Origin of the sequence: Fictibacillus aquaticus, assembly GCF_002245695.1 — a bacterium.
In the GTDB taxonomy this organism is placed as follows: Bacteria; Bacillota; Bacilli; order Bacillales; family Fictibacillaceae; genus Fictibacillus; species Fictibacillus aquaticus.
This window is the reverse complement of sequence record NZ_NOII01000001.1, coordinates 859046-875049: the sequence shown is the minus strand read 5'-3', so window position 1 is coordinate 875049 and position 16004 is coordinate 859046. Positions and strand designations below refer to the sequence as shown.

Below are 16004 nucleotides of genomic sequence, written 5' to 3'. Positions count from 1 at the left end.
GTATAAATTGAAGATCTTCTCCGAAGAAGACAAAAATGAAATACTCTCAAAGATCAAGGCGTATCAAAAGGAATAATAGAAGAAATAAAAAAAAACCGGCATAAATGCCGGTTTTTATATGTGTTATTACTTCTTAACAACGTTAGCTGCTTGAGGTCCGCGAGCGCCTTCAACGATCTCGAACTCAACTTCTTGACCTTCTTCTAAAGACTTGAAGCCTTCAGACTGGATTGCTGAGAAGTGTACGAATACATCGTCTCCACCTTCAACTTCGATGAAACCGAAACCTTTTTCTGCGTTAAACCATTTTACCTTACCAGTTTGCATGTAAATGCCTCCTAAAACTTTGCACAGTCGTGCGATATTACCATAAAACCTGTCAATCTTTTTTCGAAAAGCGTAAACAAAGTCTAAATGGTTGAAATTACTATACCATATGATATCTGTTCGAATCAAGCCCGCAGTGAGGAAGGAATGAAAGAGTTAACGCAAAAAACCATCTTCTAGAATTATCAGGAAGATGGTTTTATTTCGTGTGAGGGCCGTACTGCTACCACACCAGTTGCTTTAACAATCTGATTTAAAATATTCACTCTCGATTGATCATCAAAATTTTCCGCTTTCACAAAAGCCAATCCATTTTCATTGGAAATATATCGAGGAGGGAGGTTGTTCAAAGTTATCGCGTAAACATCCGTTTTGCAGATGTTACATTTGCAAGGAAGCTGAAGCTGGCTCCAATAGTTGTTTAATGCTTCTTCCACCAGTATTTCCATTGCATTTTTTACGTTCATGGTGTGTATTAGCCCCTTTAATCTAAAAATCTCATTATTTATTAAGAATAGCTTATTATTACTACATAAGTAAACTTAAACCGCTACAGATAGAACATTATTACTATTTTTTCATTAATATGTGATTTTTCAGAATATTGAGTTGAAATCATATATGATTTTCAGATAACATAAGAATATGAACACGACAAACAAAATGAGCAAACAGCAATATGCTTATCAGGTTATCCGAAGCCGGATACTAGACAGCCGCTATGAGCCTGGCCATCGTGTTGTCATTGATCAGCTTGCAAGAGAATTGAAGACAAGCGCCATTCCTGTCCGGGAGGCCATAAGGCAGCTTGAGGCAGACGGTCTGATCACCTTCACTCCGAACAGCGGAGCCATTGTTACGCCCTTTAATGAGAAGGCTTACATGGAGACCTTGTCGGTGCTGGCTGTACTTGAAGGTGTTGCAACTTCATTGTCTTCAAGGCATGTAACAAAGCAGTCGCTTTCAGAGCTTACCAAGCTCAATGAAAGAATGTCGGAAGCATTGCAAGACCTCGATCTCCCCCTTTTTTCGAGCTATAACCGTGAGTTTCATAAGCTGACATACCAGTATTGCGGCAATGAGTATTTGCTGCAAAGCATCCTGCAAACGTGGCAAAGGCTTGATTCTGTAAGGAAAAAGGGGACAGCACTAAGACCAGACCGGATGAAAAAGTCCATCGAAGAACATGAAACTCTCATCAGGCTTATGTCCGAAAAAGCATCGGAGCAGAAGATCGAAGAATTTGCCAGAAGGCACAAACTGAACACGCTGCAGGCATTTCTTGAAAAAAAGAATTCATAACTGTGGCTGGTCATTTCAGGCTGTTTTCGTAAACCAAGTTGCTTTGAAAGAATTCAGAGAAGTGGTTGATCTCCGTTTCAGGTGCACGCTTTCCGCGGGGCGTGGCGAAAAGCACGGGTCGGCTCGTTCAGCCCCGACAAGCAAAAGGGAAAGGGGCCGGTAAGTCGGTTTTTGACTTATTAGACACTTGCCCTTTTGACCTCGAGGGGCTAGCCGTTTTCTGCTGGACAAGTGAGCCCCTTTGCCGCTGCGCGCCCTAAAGGGTCTCACCTGTCCCGCTCATCCCGCTGGATAAGGAAGGCTACGCAGCAAGACATCGCACGAAGAAAATGTCACCTTTATTTTCGAGGAGTCGGCACCTTACACTCCGATCAACCCATCAATGATGTATTCAAGAAGATTAAGCGTATGTGATGATGAGTCAGCCAAAGAATTGAACGGAGAATGGAAAGATTGCGCATGGTCTCGGCATCGAATTATTGAGAGGTATTCCAATGAACTTTCCTACAAAAAAATCGTTCTAAAGCAACAATCTTTTACAATTTAGCCTTATTTCAAATGAAAAGGAGAGAAAGCGATTGAAGAAAATTGAAGAAGTTAAAAGGGTGCTTAGAGGATCAATTGCCCCTATAATCACGCCTTTTAAGGAAGACGAGTCGGTCGATTATGATACACTGAAATCTCTTATAAACTGGCATATTGAAAGCGGAAGCCACGGCATCTCAGTTACAGGAACGACAGGAGAGCCAAGCTCCCTCACTCTCAGTGAACGTGAAAAAGTTATGGAGACCGCAATTCGGACAGCAAAAGGCCGTTTGCCTGTGGTGCCTGGCACCGGGTCTACTAACCATCAAGAAACACTTCACCTGACAAAGCTCGCACAGGAAATGGGTGCTGATGCCGCTATGGTCATCGTCCCTTACTACAACAAGCCCTCACAGCATGCGCTTTACAAGCATTTTAAAACGATTGCAGACAGCGTAGACATTCCTCTTATCGTTTACAACATCCCAGGACGCACAGCCGTTAACCTGGAAGTTGCCACACTCGCTAGACTCAACGAAGACTGCCCAAACATCATCGGAGTAAAAGAATCAAATAAAGATTTTGAACATATTAACCGTGTACTGCTTCACTGCGGACGTGACTTCCTTTTATATTCAGGAATTGAGCTGCTCTGTTATCCGATGCTTGCTATCGGTGGCGCAGGCTATATCAGCGCAACAGCAAACATTATGCCAGGCAAGGTAGCCGAGGTTTATAACGCATGGGAAGCAGGCAGAGTAGAAGATGCACTAAAGCTTCATTATGATTTGATGCCTCTGAACGATGTTCTATTCAAAGACACAAATCCAGCACCTTTGAAGGCTGCGCTTGGAATGATGGGCAAGATTACTCCTAAGCTGAGACTGCCAATGGATCTGCCGTCCGAGGCATTGCAAAAAGAAATACGTTCTGTACTGGCAAGCTATGATCTAGTAAAAGAAGCAGGGAGTGAAGTGAGATGATGAAAGCAAGAGTGATTTTTGAGGGGCGCGAACAGACGGGGATTGTAGAAGATGATTTGATAACTTTTACGTCTGGCAAAAGTGCCCAGGTAAGTGAAATTCAAACATGGCTGACACCGTTCCAGCCGAATAAGATGATCGGCTTGGCGCTGAATTATGCCGATCATGCGGATGAACTCGGACTTGAAAAACCGGCAGAACCTGTATTGTTCATTAAGCCTAATTCTTCTCTTGTCGGACATAATGCACCTGTTTTCTATCCGGACGGTGCGACGTACATGCACTACGAAAACGAACTGGCAGTCGTGATTGGCAAGGAAGGTAAGAAGATCAAGGCTGAAGAAGCGATGGAATATGTAAGCGGTTACACGATTGCGAACGATGTGACGGTCCGTGACTTTGTCAACAATTTCTACCGTCCGCCTGTCCGTGCAAAAGGGCATGATACGTTCGGACCGCTCGGGCCATTCTTCGTTGATGCCGCTGACATTCCTGATGTTAATAATCTTGAACTTCGCACGTATGTGAACGGGGAACTACGCCAGCAGGGGAACACGAAGGATCTTATGTACTCAATCGGTGAAATCATTGAGTTTGTCTCTTCCTTCATGACGCTTGAACCGAATGATGTGATTTTAACTGGAACACCTAAAGGAATCTCTCACGTATTCCCGGGAGACACAGTTCGACTTGAGATTGACTATTTAGGCGCTCTTGAAAATAAGATCGTCGATGGACGCACACAGCCTGTAAGCTCAGGGGGGAAAGAGAATGAAGCCAGCCGTTCCTGAACTAATTGCACTCTATATTAATGGAGAATTCGTACCATCGGTAAACGGAGAGACGTTTGTTAACATGAATCCTTTTACAAATGAGACGATAAATAACGTTTCAGAAGGGGCGCAAGAGGACATAAGCCGAGCTGTTGCGGCAGCCAAACAAGCTTTCAAAAAAGGTCCTTGGGGCAGGATGAAGCTTGACGAACGGATGAAGCACATCTATAAAATTGCCGAGCTTATCGACCGTGACATAAAAGAGATCGCACTGCTCGAATCACTCGATACGGGTCTGCCGATCGCGCAGACAAAAAAGATGGTCGGCCGTGCTGCCGATAACTTCCGCTTTTATGCGGAGATGGTAAAAAACCGCATGGTCGGAGAAGCATATCATGTGGACGACGAGTTTATGAACTACACCGTGCATAAACCGGTGGGAGTCGCAGGGCTGATCACACCATGGAACGCTCCGTTCATGCTTGAAACATGGAAGGTCGCACCAGCGCTCGCTACGGGCAATACGGTAATCTTGAAACCTGCCGAGTGGTCGCCTCTAACGGCTAACAAGCTAGCAGAAATTGTGCATGAAGCAGGGCTGCCTGAAGGCGTGTTCAACGTCGTCCACGGATTTGGTGAGACGGCGGGAGCTGCACTTGTTGCTCATCCTGACGTTCAGCTAATCTCCTTCACAGGTGAAACAAAAACAGGCTCTGAAATTATGAAAAACGGAGCTGACGCACTGAAGCGCTTTTCGATGGAGCTAGGCGGAAAATCGCCGATCATCGTTTTCGAAGACTGCGAGATGGATCGGGCTCTCGATGCTTGCGTATGGGGTATTTTCTCGTTTAACGGAGAGCGCTGCACGGCGAATTCCCGTTTGTTCATCCAAGAGTCTATCAAGGATGAGTTCGTCGCGAGATTAAAAGAGAGAGTCGATAACATTATCGTAGGAGACCCTGCGCATAGCGACACAGAAGTCGGTCCGCTCATTCATACAGAACACTATGAAAATGTGAAGCGGTATTTGGAAATTGCAAAATCTGAAGGTGCAGAAGTTTATGCTGCTGAGGTACCTTCGAGTCTTTCAAAAGGAAACTTCGTGCCGCCTACATTGCTACTTGGAGTAAAAAATGACATGACCGTTGCTCAGGAAGAAATCTTTGGACCTGTATTGTCAGTGATCTCGTTCTCGTCAGAGGAAGAAGTCATCGAGATGGCTAATGATGTGAAATACGGACTGGCTGGCTATGTTTGGACAAATGACATGAAAAAAGGGCACCGTGTTGCCGGAGCCGTTGAAGCAGGGATGCTTTGGGTGAACTCGCAGAACGTGCGCGATCTTCGAATTCCGTTCGGAGGCAGCAAGTCATCTGGCATCGGCCGCGAAGGCGGGCACTATGCATTCGAATTTTACACCGAATTGAAGGTGATCCATGTGGCGCTCAATGATCATCATATCCAGCAATTCGGAAAGAAAAAGAAAACGGCGGAAGCGGAAGCGAAAAATTAAGGAGGGATTTCTTTGCCTGCACGCACTGGGGAACAATATATACAAGGGTTGAAAGCAGCGAAAAATAACGTTTGGATTCATGGCGAGAAGGTGGATGATGTTCCGAACCATCCGGCGTTCAAAAACATTGTCACATCCATTGCCAGCCTGTATGACCTCCAGCATGAGAAAGCAGACAAGATGCTCTACACGTCAGAAAAAACAGGTGACAAAGTGGGGCTTTCCTTCATCGCTCCAAAAACGGTCGATGATCTCGTGCGCCGCCGTGAGATGATCTCCGAGTGGGCTCGCTATACAGGCGGGATGATGGGCCGCACGCCTGACTATTTAAACACAAGCGTGATGGCGTTCGGTACGGCTGAAAGCTTTTTTGCCCAAAGTGATCCGATGTTTGCGGAAAACGCCCGTAATTATTATGACTATTGCCGGGAGAATGACGTTAGCTTAACACACACTCTTATCCATCCGCAGACAAACCGCTCTAAGAAGCAGTCCGAACAGAATGATCCGTATCTCAGTGCAAGGATTGTAGAGAAAAATAAGGACGGCATCATTGTGAAAGGCGCACGCCTTCTTGCTACACTTGGAGGAGTGACAGATGAAATCGTTGTATTCCCTTCAACGCTAAACAAAGCATCATCAGAAGATGATCCTTACGCGATGGCGTTTGCGCTTCCGAATAATACAGAAGGGTTAAAATTCCTTTGCCGCGAGTCATTTGATCAAGGCAAGAGCCAGTGGGACCACCCGCTCAGCTCTCGTTTCGAGGAAAGTGACGCAATCGTGGTGTTTGATAATGTACTTGTGCCTTGGGACCGCGTATTCGTGGGCGGAAGCTCGGACATCTGCAACAGAACATATGTAGAGACAAACGCAATCGTGCACATGGCTCATCAAGTAATCGCTAAGAATACGGTGAAGACTGAGTTTGTTCTAGGTGTGATCTTAAGCATGATGGACGCCATCGGAATTGACGTGTTTCCTCACGTGAAGGAAAAAGCATCTGAAGTAATGCTCATACTTGAAACGATGCGCTCTCATCTGTATCGTGCCGAGCAAAACGCAAGCATTGACAAGTACGGGAACATGACTCCCGACTTTGCTCCGCTTAATGCAGCGCGCAACTGGTATCCGAAAATGTATCAGCGCATGGTAGAGATCGTACGTATTCTCGGTGCATCCGGTTTGATGGGTATTCCGACTGAAGCGGATTTCAACGCGGAAGACATCGGACCACTCGTGCATCGCTATACGCAGGGGGCGAAAATAGACGGCTTTGAACGTGTCCAGCTATTCCGTCTCGCGTGGGACATTTCTCTCAGCTCATTCGGCGGCAGACAGGCGCTGTATGAATATTACTTCTTCGGCGACCCTGCCCGCATGTCCAACATCTACTATGATTCTTTTAACAAAGATCCGTACAAAGAGATGGTTCAAGAGTTTTTGAACCGTGTAAAAACAAGCAATCATAACTATACCGGGGTGTAGGAGGAAGCATGATGGATTACAACATTATCCGCGTGGCGCGTGTCACGATGAATGTGACCGACTTAAATGCCGCAAAGGATTTTTATGTGAATGCACTAGGCTTTATTGAGACCGAGAGTACGAATGAATATATGGCGCTTCGGGGATTGGAAGAGCATGTGCATCACAGCCTTCTGTTAAGGAAAGCAGATAAGCCGGGTGTTCACGCTCTGGGCTATAAAGTGTGGGAAGAGTCGGACTTGGAGAAGCTGGAACAGTTTTTCCAAACACGCGGTTCACGGACTGCATGGCTTGAGAAAGGTGCGCAGCCTGGTGTCGGCCGCGCATTGCGGGCTGAAGATGTGTCAGGCATACCAGTTGAGTTTTTTGCAGAAATGGACGGTGCGGAGCGGTGTCTGCAAAAATATGATCTATACCGCGGTGCCCGTGTTCAGCGCATTGACCATGTGAACTGTATGGTTCCTGATGTTGAAGGAGCAGTTAAGTTTTATACAGAAGAGCTTGGATTCAGGGTATCTGAGTATACGGCAACAGAGGAAGACCGCACATGGGCCGCATGGCTGCACCGCAAGCCGACCGTCCATGACGTGGCGTTCATGAACGGTGAAGGACCGAGATTGCATCATGTCGGGTTCTGGCTGTCTGATCCGATGAGCCTCATTCATTGCTGCGATGTGATGGCAAGTATGGGTTATGCCGACAACATCGAGCGCGGTCCCGGCAGGCATGGACTGTCAAACGCCTTTTTCCTGTACGTCCGTGATCCAGACGGCAATCGCATCGAGCTCTATAACGGAGACTACTTGACTAGCGACCCTGATTTTAAGCCAGTTAAATGGGACATAAACGACCCAAGGCGTCAGACATTCTGGGGCCACAAAGCACCAGACAGCTGGTTTAACGAAGCAGTTTCATTCCTCGATATAGAGACAGGAGCTGAAGTGGCGAAAAAACAGCCGCTTCTCGCGCAGAGAAAGCCTGATTTTGTGACATGAAAAAATGAAGGGACCTGCTGCGTTGCAGGTCCTTTTTGTTTGTCCACTATTTTGGGAAAGCTGTCATCTGCTGAAATGGAAATGATGTAAGAAATTCGTGAAATGATGTAAAAAAATCTGTACTGATGTGAATAATTTGGGAAATGATTTAAAAAATCCGGGAAATCAATTAAACATTTTTAATAATGATGTGATGGTCTTTTTTTATAGCTCTTTTAATAAGCAATACCTCGATTTCTTGAGGTTATAAAGATTCTGCAGCTATTTAATCAGAATCGGCTGATAAATAGTAACAAATCAATTAAATTCTTAGAAGGATTAACATAATTTGTATTTTTGCTGCCTAGGGAAATGACGCCCCCCGTCTGTTCTGAAAACACTCTTTATCTATTGTTTCTTCGTAATAGAAAAGCTAAGCACTTATACTTGAAACCAAGCCGCTTTTACTTATTGCTAACATTCCTTTTCTTCCCTTACAATACAGGGAGAATAGGAGTGATCATTTTGCTGACGTTGATCAAAAATGGAGAAGTTTATGCTCCTGAGTATTTAGGTGTAAAAGACGTGCTTTTGATAGGAGATAAGATTGGGTCTATCCGGGAACACATTCCGGTGCCTGTAGGCTTTGCAGACATCGAAGTCATCGATGCTGCGGGCATGATCGTTGTGCCGGGGTTTATTGATGCTCATGTACATATTACGGGAGGCGGCGGCGAAGGCGGTTTCAAGACGCGTACGCCAGAGCTGTATTTAACCGATGCAACACTTGCTGGTGTTACTACGCTTGTCGGAGTCATCGGCACGGACGGGACAGCACGTACAATGACAAACCTTATCGCCAAGGCGAAAGCTCTTAAGGAAGAGGGTATATCGGTTTATTGCCACACAGGAAACTATCATGTGCCGGTCAAAACGCTGACGGGAAGTGTTGAAAACGACATAATGATGATAGAAGAAATTATCGGAGTAGGAGAGATCGCGATTGCTGATCACCGTTCGTCGCAGCCGACGGCACAAGAGATTGCCAGGCTTGCAGCGAGTGCCCGCGTAGCTGGCATGCTTGCTGGAAAGGGCGGTGTCGTGAACATTCATATCGGAGACAGCCGGTCTATGCTTTCTTTAATAGAAGAAGTTGTTGAGACGACTGACCTGCCGATGCGCCAGTTTTATCCGACACATATTAACCGCAACAGTTACATTTTTGAAGCGGGTATAGACTTTGCTAAAAAGGGTGGATTCGTTGACTTTACCACAAGCACTACTGAGCAGTTTTTAGATGGCGGAGAAGTAAAATGCAGTAAAGGCCTGAAAAGAATGCTAGAGGCAGGGGTGCCAATCGAAAACATTACCTTTACGTCCGATGCGCAGGGAAGTTTGCCAGCATTTGATGAAAAGGGAGAGTTCATAGGACTGACAATCGGAAAAGTTTCGACTTTGTATTCAGAAGTGAAAGAGGCTATCCTGCAGGAAGGCGTCAGTATAGAGCAAGGGCTTTCTGTCATAACTAAAAATCCAGCAGCAATTCTGAAGCTTTCTAAGAAAGGCATGGTTGCAGAGGGAAAAGATGCAGATCTTGTTCTTCTTAAAAAAGATTCCCTCGATATCGATACTGTGATCGCACTCGGTCAGGTTATGGTTCGGGAAGGAAGCGCAGTGGTAAAAGGGACGTTTGAATAGTTCCTTCAAAAAAGAAGGGTTTCAGGCGCACTGAAGAGAAAGATAAAACAAAATACCATTTTAAAAGGAGACAGTGTTGATGGCAAAACAAGAAATCCCGACAGCTCTAAGTCCCGAATTGTACGATTTCCTTCAAGGTGAACAGCTTGTTCTCCTCGGAACGGTAGACGCAGAAAGCAAAGCTCCGAGCGTGAACGCTATTTCCTGGGTAAAGAGTTTTTCAGAAAAGAAAATCCGTTTTACTGTAACGAACAATTCGAGAATTGTAACGAATATAGAAGCGAACCCGGAAGTCGTCTTTACGATTGTTGGACTTGGCACGGTTTATTCTATTAACGGCAAGGCTTCTATTTTAGAGCACGCGATGGAAGATGTCCCTCTGAAACTTGCGAAAATTGAAGTAGACGTCAGCAATGTGTTTGAAAGTATGTTCTGGGGTGCGAAAATTGTTCAAGAACCTGCTTTTGAAAAAACGTACAACGAGAAAAAAGCGAAAGAGCTTGATGTTCAGGTTTACGCGGCTCTCATGAAATAAGAACAATGGACTGCAGTTTCCGCAGTCCTTTTTACGTTCAGCTAAAAATTATTTATAAGGGGGAAACTATGAGGTCTCTTTTCATTTCGGCAGGAGTATTGTCCATGATGCTCGGAATCTCTTTTGTTGGCAGAATGTACGGACCGCAGGAAGAAGGACTTCAGGAGTGGGGGTATGCGGCGGTCATATGGGGAATTATTCTCTTTTATGCGGCAATGAAACAAGTTCATTACGTTTTGCTCAAGATTTTAAGCGGTGCAGGAATCATATTGCACGGTCCTCCTATTATTCTATGGATTATTTTTCATGGAAGCACAATAACGGACGGTCCCTCAGCTTTCCACGCACACTGGGCTTTCTCGCTGCCTTATTTATATATTGCGGCAGTGTGTCTGTTCGTTATTGGCATGCCGCCAAAAATGATAAAGAACAGCTTCAAGGGCTAATTCCCTTTTGCATTGCGTATGGTAAAATAAAAAGCAATGAAAGCCGTCATAAGCGGTTAGCCAACCGCATTGCTGGAAAATATGGAGAGTAAGGACGCGCACGAGGGAGACCCGGATATGGACTGGAAAGATTATAAGCAATATTTAACCGAAGAGAATATATTGAAACTTCTTGAAAACTACAAGGATCTAGGTTTTCTTCCAGGCATTCTGCTGCCTATGCTGGAGTCATTCATTCCGGTGCTGCCATTATTCGTATTTGTGGCAGGCAATGCTGCAGCGTACGGATTTTGGCTTGGTTTTCTCTATTCCTGGATAGGAGTCTGTGCGGGTTCGGTTATCGTATTTACGGTCGTCAGGAAGTTCGGACAAAAAAGAATTCTTGGTTTTTTAACACGTCATGAGAAAATCAATAAGACGCTGCTCTGGGTAGAAAGGCATGGCTTTGGCATGCTGTTTCTGCTTTATTGTTTTCCGTTCACGCCATCTGCACTGATTAACGTTGTGGCAGGGGTGTCACAAATCAGTACTAGAACGTATTTTCTTGCTTTGTTTTTAGGAAAGCTCGTTATGATCGCAATTGTATCGTTTATCGGCTACGATTTCATGGACGTGATAAAAAGTCCGGTTAAAATTGGTCTTATCGTGTTCGGGATATTTGTCCTTTGGCTCGGCGGCAAGGTTGTTGAATCGAGGCTAAAGCAAAGCCACCATGCGTAACGCTGCAGCGTTGCGTTTTTTTGTGAAGAAATGATGATAAGGACCTGCCCTTTTTGAATATAGTGGTGTGACAGAAGGGCGGGGTGGCTGTGGCGAAATTAAAATCAAGTTCAGAGATTCAGCAGATGAAAAAGGCGGGTGACTTGCTGGCGTCCTGCCATAAAAAGCTAAGAACTTTTATTAAAGAGGGCGTAACGACGCTTGAGATCGACCGTTTCGTGGAGGAATATTTACTTTCCTTTGGTGCAAGACCAGAGCAAAAGGGTTTCATGGGGTATCCATTTGCTACATGTGCTTCAGTCAACGATTGTGTCTGCCACGGATTGCCGAACGCTGCTGCACTTAAAGACGGAGATATTGTCACAATTGATTTTGTCGTGAATTTGGATGGATGGCTCGCAGATTCAGCATGGTCGTATGCCGTAGGGAACATTTCCACTCGTGCGAATGCCCTGCTGGACAGCGCAAAGGGTGCGCTGTATGCCGGAATTGAAAAAGCGCAGCCTGGGAACAGGATCGGTGATATTTCTTCTGCGGTGCAAGAATATGCAGAGCGCAGGGGGTATTCTGTAGTTACCGAATATGTCGGACATGGAATCGGACAGACGCTGCATGAAAGCCCTCCTGTTCCGCATTGGGGAATGCCGGGAAGTGGACCGCTTCTGGAGGAAGGAATGGTCATCACAATAGAACCGATGCTGAATATCGGATTTCCTTACGTTCGCTTAGAGCGTGACGGCTGGACAGTGAGAACGGTGGACGGTTCACTATCCGCTCAATATGAGCACACTGTCGCGATCTCGAAAAATGGACCTTTGATTTTAACCGAACAGAGTTAAGATGCTGTCATCATGGCGGCTTTTTTTTATTTTTAAGTAACTAACAAATTGAAGTTATATTACACATTTAACTTACATAAAGTAAGTTATAACGTGTGAAGGGGAGATCCAAATGATATCATGGGGACTATTAATTATTCGCCTTGTTATTGGCCTGTCGCTTGCTGCTCATGGTGCGCAAAAGCTGTTTGGATGGTTTGGCGGATATGGCCTAAAGGGAACAGGAGGCTGGCTTGAGTCTATCGGGGTGAAGCCAGGCTACACGATGGCTCTTGTTGCAGGTTTAGCTGAACTCGCAGGCGGTCTGCTGTTTGCATCAGGGCTGTTTCTTTGGGCAGGTGCAGGATTGATCGCAGCCACGATGGTGGTAGCGATCGTGAAGGTTCATGCATCAAATGGGTATTGGGTCTCACAGAACGGGTATGAGTATAACCTCGCCATTATCGCAGCTGTTATTGGAGTTGCTATGATCGGAGCAGGCGATTATTCGCTGCAGCATCTGTTTTTTAAATAAAGATCACGCGCTGTCTCTCAGACAGCGCTTTTTTTCTGCTCAATAAGCAATTTTTTTAAAAACGGACTAATAGCCAACTGCCTTTCTGTTGCATTATAATAAGGTGCGAGAGAGATGAGGGGGTGACGGTCCGTGTATAAAGACATGACGGAAAATCAAATACTGCTGCTTGTTATTAAGAATTTAAAAGAATTGAGAAAGAAAGAATTTCAGCTGCTGATCGACGAGCTGCAGCCATACGATATCGCCAATGTTTATAAAAACCTGCCAGAAAAGCATAGGCATAAATTTTTAACTTATTTAACAGCACAGCAGATTGCTTCCCTTATTCAGGAGCTTGAAAGCGAGCTTCAGATCGAGATCATCCATAAGCTTGGCATCGAACGGTCATCCAACATCATGAACCTCATGGAAAACGATGATCTGGCTGACCTTTTAGGCAATCTAGAAGTTGAGCAGATCCAAGATTTTCTTAGCACCATGACAGCGGACGAATCACGTACCGTTCAATCTTTGATGAAATATGAGAGTGATACCGCAGGCGGTATCATGACAAACCGTTTCGTGTGGATTCCTAAAATCTATACCGTCAGGGATGCGGTAGATAAACTGAAAACATTCGCGGGTTTCGCTGAAAATATTTATTATTTGTATGTTATAGATGAAGATAAAAAATTAGTAGGGGTTGTTTCGTACCGCGATCTCCTGCTTGGCGATATGAACGATAAGATAGAAGATATCATGTACAATCGTGTCATTTCTGTGCCAGCTGACCTGGATCAGGAAGAAGTGGCGAGAACGATAGAACGATATGATTTTATTGCTGTACCGGTTACTGATGAAGAAAACAGATTGCTGGGAATCGTGACGGTCGATGACATACTTGACGTTTTGATTGAAGAAGCGAATGAAGATATTGAAAAGCTTTCTGCAACTGGTAAATCGATTGATTTTCAGACAAGCGCTTTAGTCGCTTCTTACAGAAGGCTGCCATGGCTCATCTTGCTTTTGTTTATTGGAATCATGTCAGGCAGTATCATCTCAGCGTTTGAAGGTACGATAGAACGAGTTGTGGCACTTACTTATTTTATGCCGATGATCGCCGGCATGACGGGAAATACAGGAACACAGTCACTGGCTGTCGTTGTTCGTGGACTTGTCTCTCAGGATATCGACAAATACACGATTACGCGTCTTATTGGACGTGAGCTTGGAGTGGGAATCATAATTGGTGCTACGTGCGGATTGCTGATCGCACTCGTCGCATTTATCTGGAAGGGAAGTCTCACACTGGGTCTTGTAGTAGGGAGTTCCTTGTTCTTGACTTTGATTATCGGAACACTTGCCGGAACACTCATTCCATTGCTGCTCTACCGATTAAAAGTTGACCCTGCTGTTGCTTCAGGGCCGCTCATTACAACTATAAATGATATCTTTTCACTTCTCGTATATTTTGGAACAGCATCTTTGTTCATTCATCAGCTGCTGTAGCTAAATAAAAAGGGGGTACGGTACCGCCACGGTACCGTACCCCCTTTTTTTATTTATGGTGATGTCAGCAAACCTCCAAGGTGAATGGGTCCTTGCAGAGCGACCGTGTTTAATCCGACCAGATTTTCAAACCTTGTTGTCAGATAGAATGTTTCTTCTGAAGGGAAAACATTCGTAATAATGTCGGCATGCGTAAAGGAAGTGGTGCGGTTACCGATTACACTTCCTAAGTTAGCGGGCACAAGAATGTTGTCCCTCGTTTCAAACAGTACGGGTCCAGTTGGAGTGCCTCTGCGTATTCGGACAGTAAGCTCAGATAATCCAGGAACTAATAATGTTGCGGACCAGCCAATTGTACCGTTCAGCATTAAGCGGTCACCAGCTGCAAGATTTTTAATAACAACTGATGTAACAAAGAACTCATTTCCAGCGGCTACATTCAAAGGAAGAGAAAAACTGCCTCTAGGGGCTTCGTTAAAAGTGTATGACTTCACTGTGGCCACCATAAATCACCTCCTTCATACAGTAAATGCAAATAGAGAGGTGATGGCTTGTACTTCTGTCTTGTCATTCATAATGGGGCGATGCGTAAGGCGCCTGTTTTAATATTGCTATTTTTATTATTCATTTTGGGGAGCTGTATAGAAGCTTTTCGTACATGTGAATCGTCTTGTCTATCATCGTGTGAAAGGACCACTGAACTAAACCCGTGCGTTTTGCCTGCTCTCCCATGCTAGTGCGCAGCGTGTCATTTTGAAGGAGTTGTTTTATCCCTAAAAACAAGCTATGGCTGTTAGCGGAAGGGACGACAATGCCCGTTTCCCCATGTCTCACCATCTCCGGCAGCCCACCTGTATTTGTCACAACAGAAGGAAGTCCGGCAACCTGTGCTTCCATGACAGAGTAAGGCTGATTGTCCTGAAGGCTCGGCAAGACAAAAATATCGGACTTTTTCAGTAATGGAAAAATATCATTTCGTTTTCCAAGAAAAAGAACGTCGTTGTGCAAGCCATACTTAGCTGTTTTTTTTACGCTGTCTGCCCCTAGTTCACCATCGCCGATAATCCAGCACTGCCAGTCATTGCGGACCTTTTTCAGCTTATGAAGCGCATCAATCAAATAAGGAATCCCTTTAATATGAACAATCCGCCCTGTGAAGATGATGATTTTTTTATGTGGTGTAACATGAGGGATCATTCCGGGCTGCTGTCTCTCCAAGGTAGAAATGTTCAGCCCGTACGGGAACGTTTCCACTTTATCTTGAGAAATGCCGTATTGTGAGGTAAGGCGGTTTCGGAACCACATTGATGATGTATGGATGAGGCAGCTTTTCTGAAGACCGGCAAATTCAAGCGCAGCATGATATCGGTAAGTAGCGGTCTTCTGGCAGTCCTCTAATGTTATTGAAGGGATGTTGTTTTTCAGGTAATGAATGTAAGAATGAGGCAGTGAGCCGTGAACGCTTGTGATCAGGGGGACATGAGCAGGTTTAATCCTGCTCAGTGACAAACCTGCGATGACATCCTGACAGTGAATCACATCATATCTCTTCAATCCGAATGATGCAGCAGCAAGCTCCAGACCATACCTGGCTAATTCATAATTCGCTGGAGGCAAAAAGTTTAGTGCTGGAGCAAGATTGCCTTGAACAAGAGGTATGAGTTCATCTGAGTGGAGGACTAGATTTTTATTGTACAGTGTGTAACCTGAACCGTCTGCGGTTCTGCCTAAAATATCGACCTCGAATCCTCTTGTTTCAAGGCCATTCTTTAGTTCGGAAATAAACGGCCACAATCCGCCAATCTCTTGGGGAATGGTGAAGTAAGTTGCCAGAAGCACTTTCATTTACAGATTCCCCTCTTCCTAACACGAAGTG

General features: G+C 45.1%; 17 protein-coding genes. 13 read left to right on the top strand and 4 right to left on the bottom strand.

What is annotated here, in order from left to right:
• Positions 1 to 126 precede the first annotated feature (126 nt).
• A complete protein-coding gene (gene cspD, locus CGZ90_RS04510; protein WP_094251125.1) occupies positions 127 to 327 on the bottom strand; it encodes a cold-shock protein CspD in 201 nt (66 codons plus the stop codon).
• A gap of 185 nt (positions 328 to 512) precedes the next feature.
• Positions 513 to 794: a late competence development ComFB family protein gene (locus tag CGZ90_RS04505; protein ID WP_094251124.1), complete on the bottom strand. Its 282-nt coding sequence runs from the start codon at positions 792 to 794 to the stop codon at positions 513 to 515.
• Between the two features lie 178 nt (positions 795 to 972).
• Here CGZ90_RS04505 and CGZ90_RS04500 point away from each other — a divergent pair, with 178 nt between their 5' ends.
• The 13 genes from CGZ90_RS04500 to mgtE all read left to right on the top strand — a co-directional run bounded on the left by CGZ90_RS04500 (position 973) and on the right by mgtE (position 14128).
• On the top strand, positions 973 to 1629 hold the full coding sequence (locus CGZ90_RS04500; protein ID WP_094251123.1) for a GntR family transcriptional regulator: 657 nt from the start codon (positions 973 to 975) through the stop codon (positions 1627 to 1629).
• Between the two features lie 578 nt (positions 1630 to 2207).
• Positions 2208 to 3137 carry a 2,4-dihydroxyhept-2-ene-1,7-dioic acid aldolase gene (gene hpaI / locus CGZ90_RS04490; protein ID WP_094251121.1) on the top strand — a complete coding sequence of 310 codons (930 nt, stop codon included), beginning with the start codon at positions 2208 to 2210 and terminating at the stop codon, positions 3135 to 3137.
• The gene (locus CGZ90_RS04485; RefSeq protein ID WP_094251120.1) at positions 3134 to 3928 is read left to right on the top strand and encodes a fumarylacetoacetate hydrolase family protein; all 795 of its coding nucleotides are present in this window, start codon (positions 3134 to 3136) and stop codon (positions 3926 to 3928) included. The genes hpaI and CGZ90_RS04485 overlap by 4 nt, the downstream gene beginning before the upstream one ends.
• Positions 3909 to 5423 (top strand): 5-carboxymethyl-2-hydroxymuconate semialdehyde dehydrogenase, encoded by a 1515-nt coding sequence (gene hpaE / locus CGZ90_RS04480; protein ID WP_094251119.1) that lies wholly within the window; start codon positions 3909 to 3911, stop codon positions 5421 to 5423. The genes CGZ90_RS04485 and hpaE overlap by 20 nt, the downstream gene beginning before the upstream one ends.
• A gap of 12 nt (positions 5424 to 5435) precedes the next feature.
• Entirely contained in the window at positions 5436 to 6911 is a 1476-nt protein-coding gene (gene hpaB, locus CGZ90_RS04475) for a 4-hydroxyphenylacetate 3-monooxygenase, oxygenase component (protein ID WP_094251118.1), read from the top strand.
• A gap of 11 nt (positions 6912 to 6922) precedes the next feature.
• Complete coding sequence (gene hpaD, locus CGZ90_RS04470; RefSeq protein ID WP_094251117.1) at positions 6923 to 7906, top strand: 3,4-dihydroxyphenylacetate 2,3-dioxygenase; 984 nt, start codon at positions 6923 to 6925, stop codon at positions 7904 to 7906.
• A gap of 504 nt (positions 7907 to 8410) precedes the next feature.
• On the top strand, positions 8411 to 9583 hold the full coding sequence (gene iadA, locus CGZ90_RS04465; RefSeq protein ID WP_094251116.1) for a beta-aspartyl-peptidase: 1173 nt from the start codon (positions 8411 to 8413) through the stop codon (positions 9581 to 9583).
• 79 nt (positions 9584 to 9662) lie between these two features.
• Positions 9663 to 10118, top strand: coding sequence for a pyridoxamine 5'-phosphate oxidase family protein (locus CGZ90_RS04460; RefSeq protein WP_094251115.1), 456 nt, complete (start codon positions 9663 to 9665; stop codon positions 10116 to 10118).
• A gap of 68 nt (positions 10119 to 10186) precedes the next feature.
• Entirely contained in the window at positions 10187 to 10564 is a 378-nt protein-coding gene (locus tag CGZ90_RS04455) for a hypothetical protein (RefSeq protein ID WP_094251114.1), read from the top strand.
• Positions 10565 to 10681: 117 nt separating this feature from the next.
• A complete protein-coding gene (locus tag CGZ90_RS04450; protein WP_094251113.1) occupies positions 10682 to 11284 on the top strand; it encodes a TVP38/TMEM64 family protein in 603 nt (200 codons plus the stop codon).
• Positions 11285 to 11373: 89 nt separating this feature from the next.
• Complete coding sequence (gene map / locus CGZ90_RS04445; RefSeq protein ID WP_094251784.1) at positions 11374 to 12123, top strand: type I methionyl aminopeptidase; 750 nt, start codon at positions 11374 to 11376, stop codon at positions 12121 to 12123.
• A 112-nt stretch (positions 12124 to 12235) separates the two neighbouring features.
• Entirely contained in the window at positions 12236 to 12637 is a 402-nt protein-coding gene (locus CGZ90_RS04440) for a DoxX family protein (protein ID WP_094251112.1), read from the top strand.
• A 132-nt stretch (positions 12638 to 12769) separates the two neighbouring features.
• Positions 12770 to 14128, top strand: a complete 1359-nt coding sequence (mgtE, locus tag CGZ90_RS04435) for a magnesium transporter (RefSeq protein ID WP_094251111.1) — start codon at positions 12770 to 12772, stop codon at positions 14126 to 14128.
• A gap of 53 nt (positions 14129 to 14181) precedes the next feature.
• Here mgtE and CGZ90_RS04430 read toward each other — a convergent pair whose 3' ends face one another.
• The gene (locus CGZ90_RS04430) at positions 14182 to 14634 is read right to left on the bottom strand and encodes a hypothetical protein (protein WP_094251110.1); all 453 of its coding nucleotides are present in this window, start codon (positions 14632 to 14634) and stop codon (positions 14182 to 14184) included.
• Between the two features lie 118 nt (positions 14635 to 14752).
• Complete coding sequence (locus CGZ90_RS04425; RefSeq protein ID WP_094251109.1) at positions 14753 to 15973, bottom strand: glycosyltransferase family 4 protein; 1221 nt, start codon at positions 15971 to 15973, stop codon at positions 14753 to 14755.
• Between the last annotated feature and the right edge of the window lie 31 nt (positions 15974 to 16004).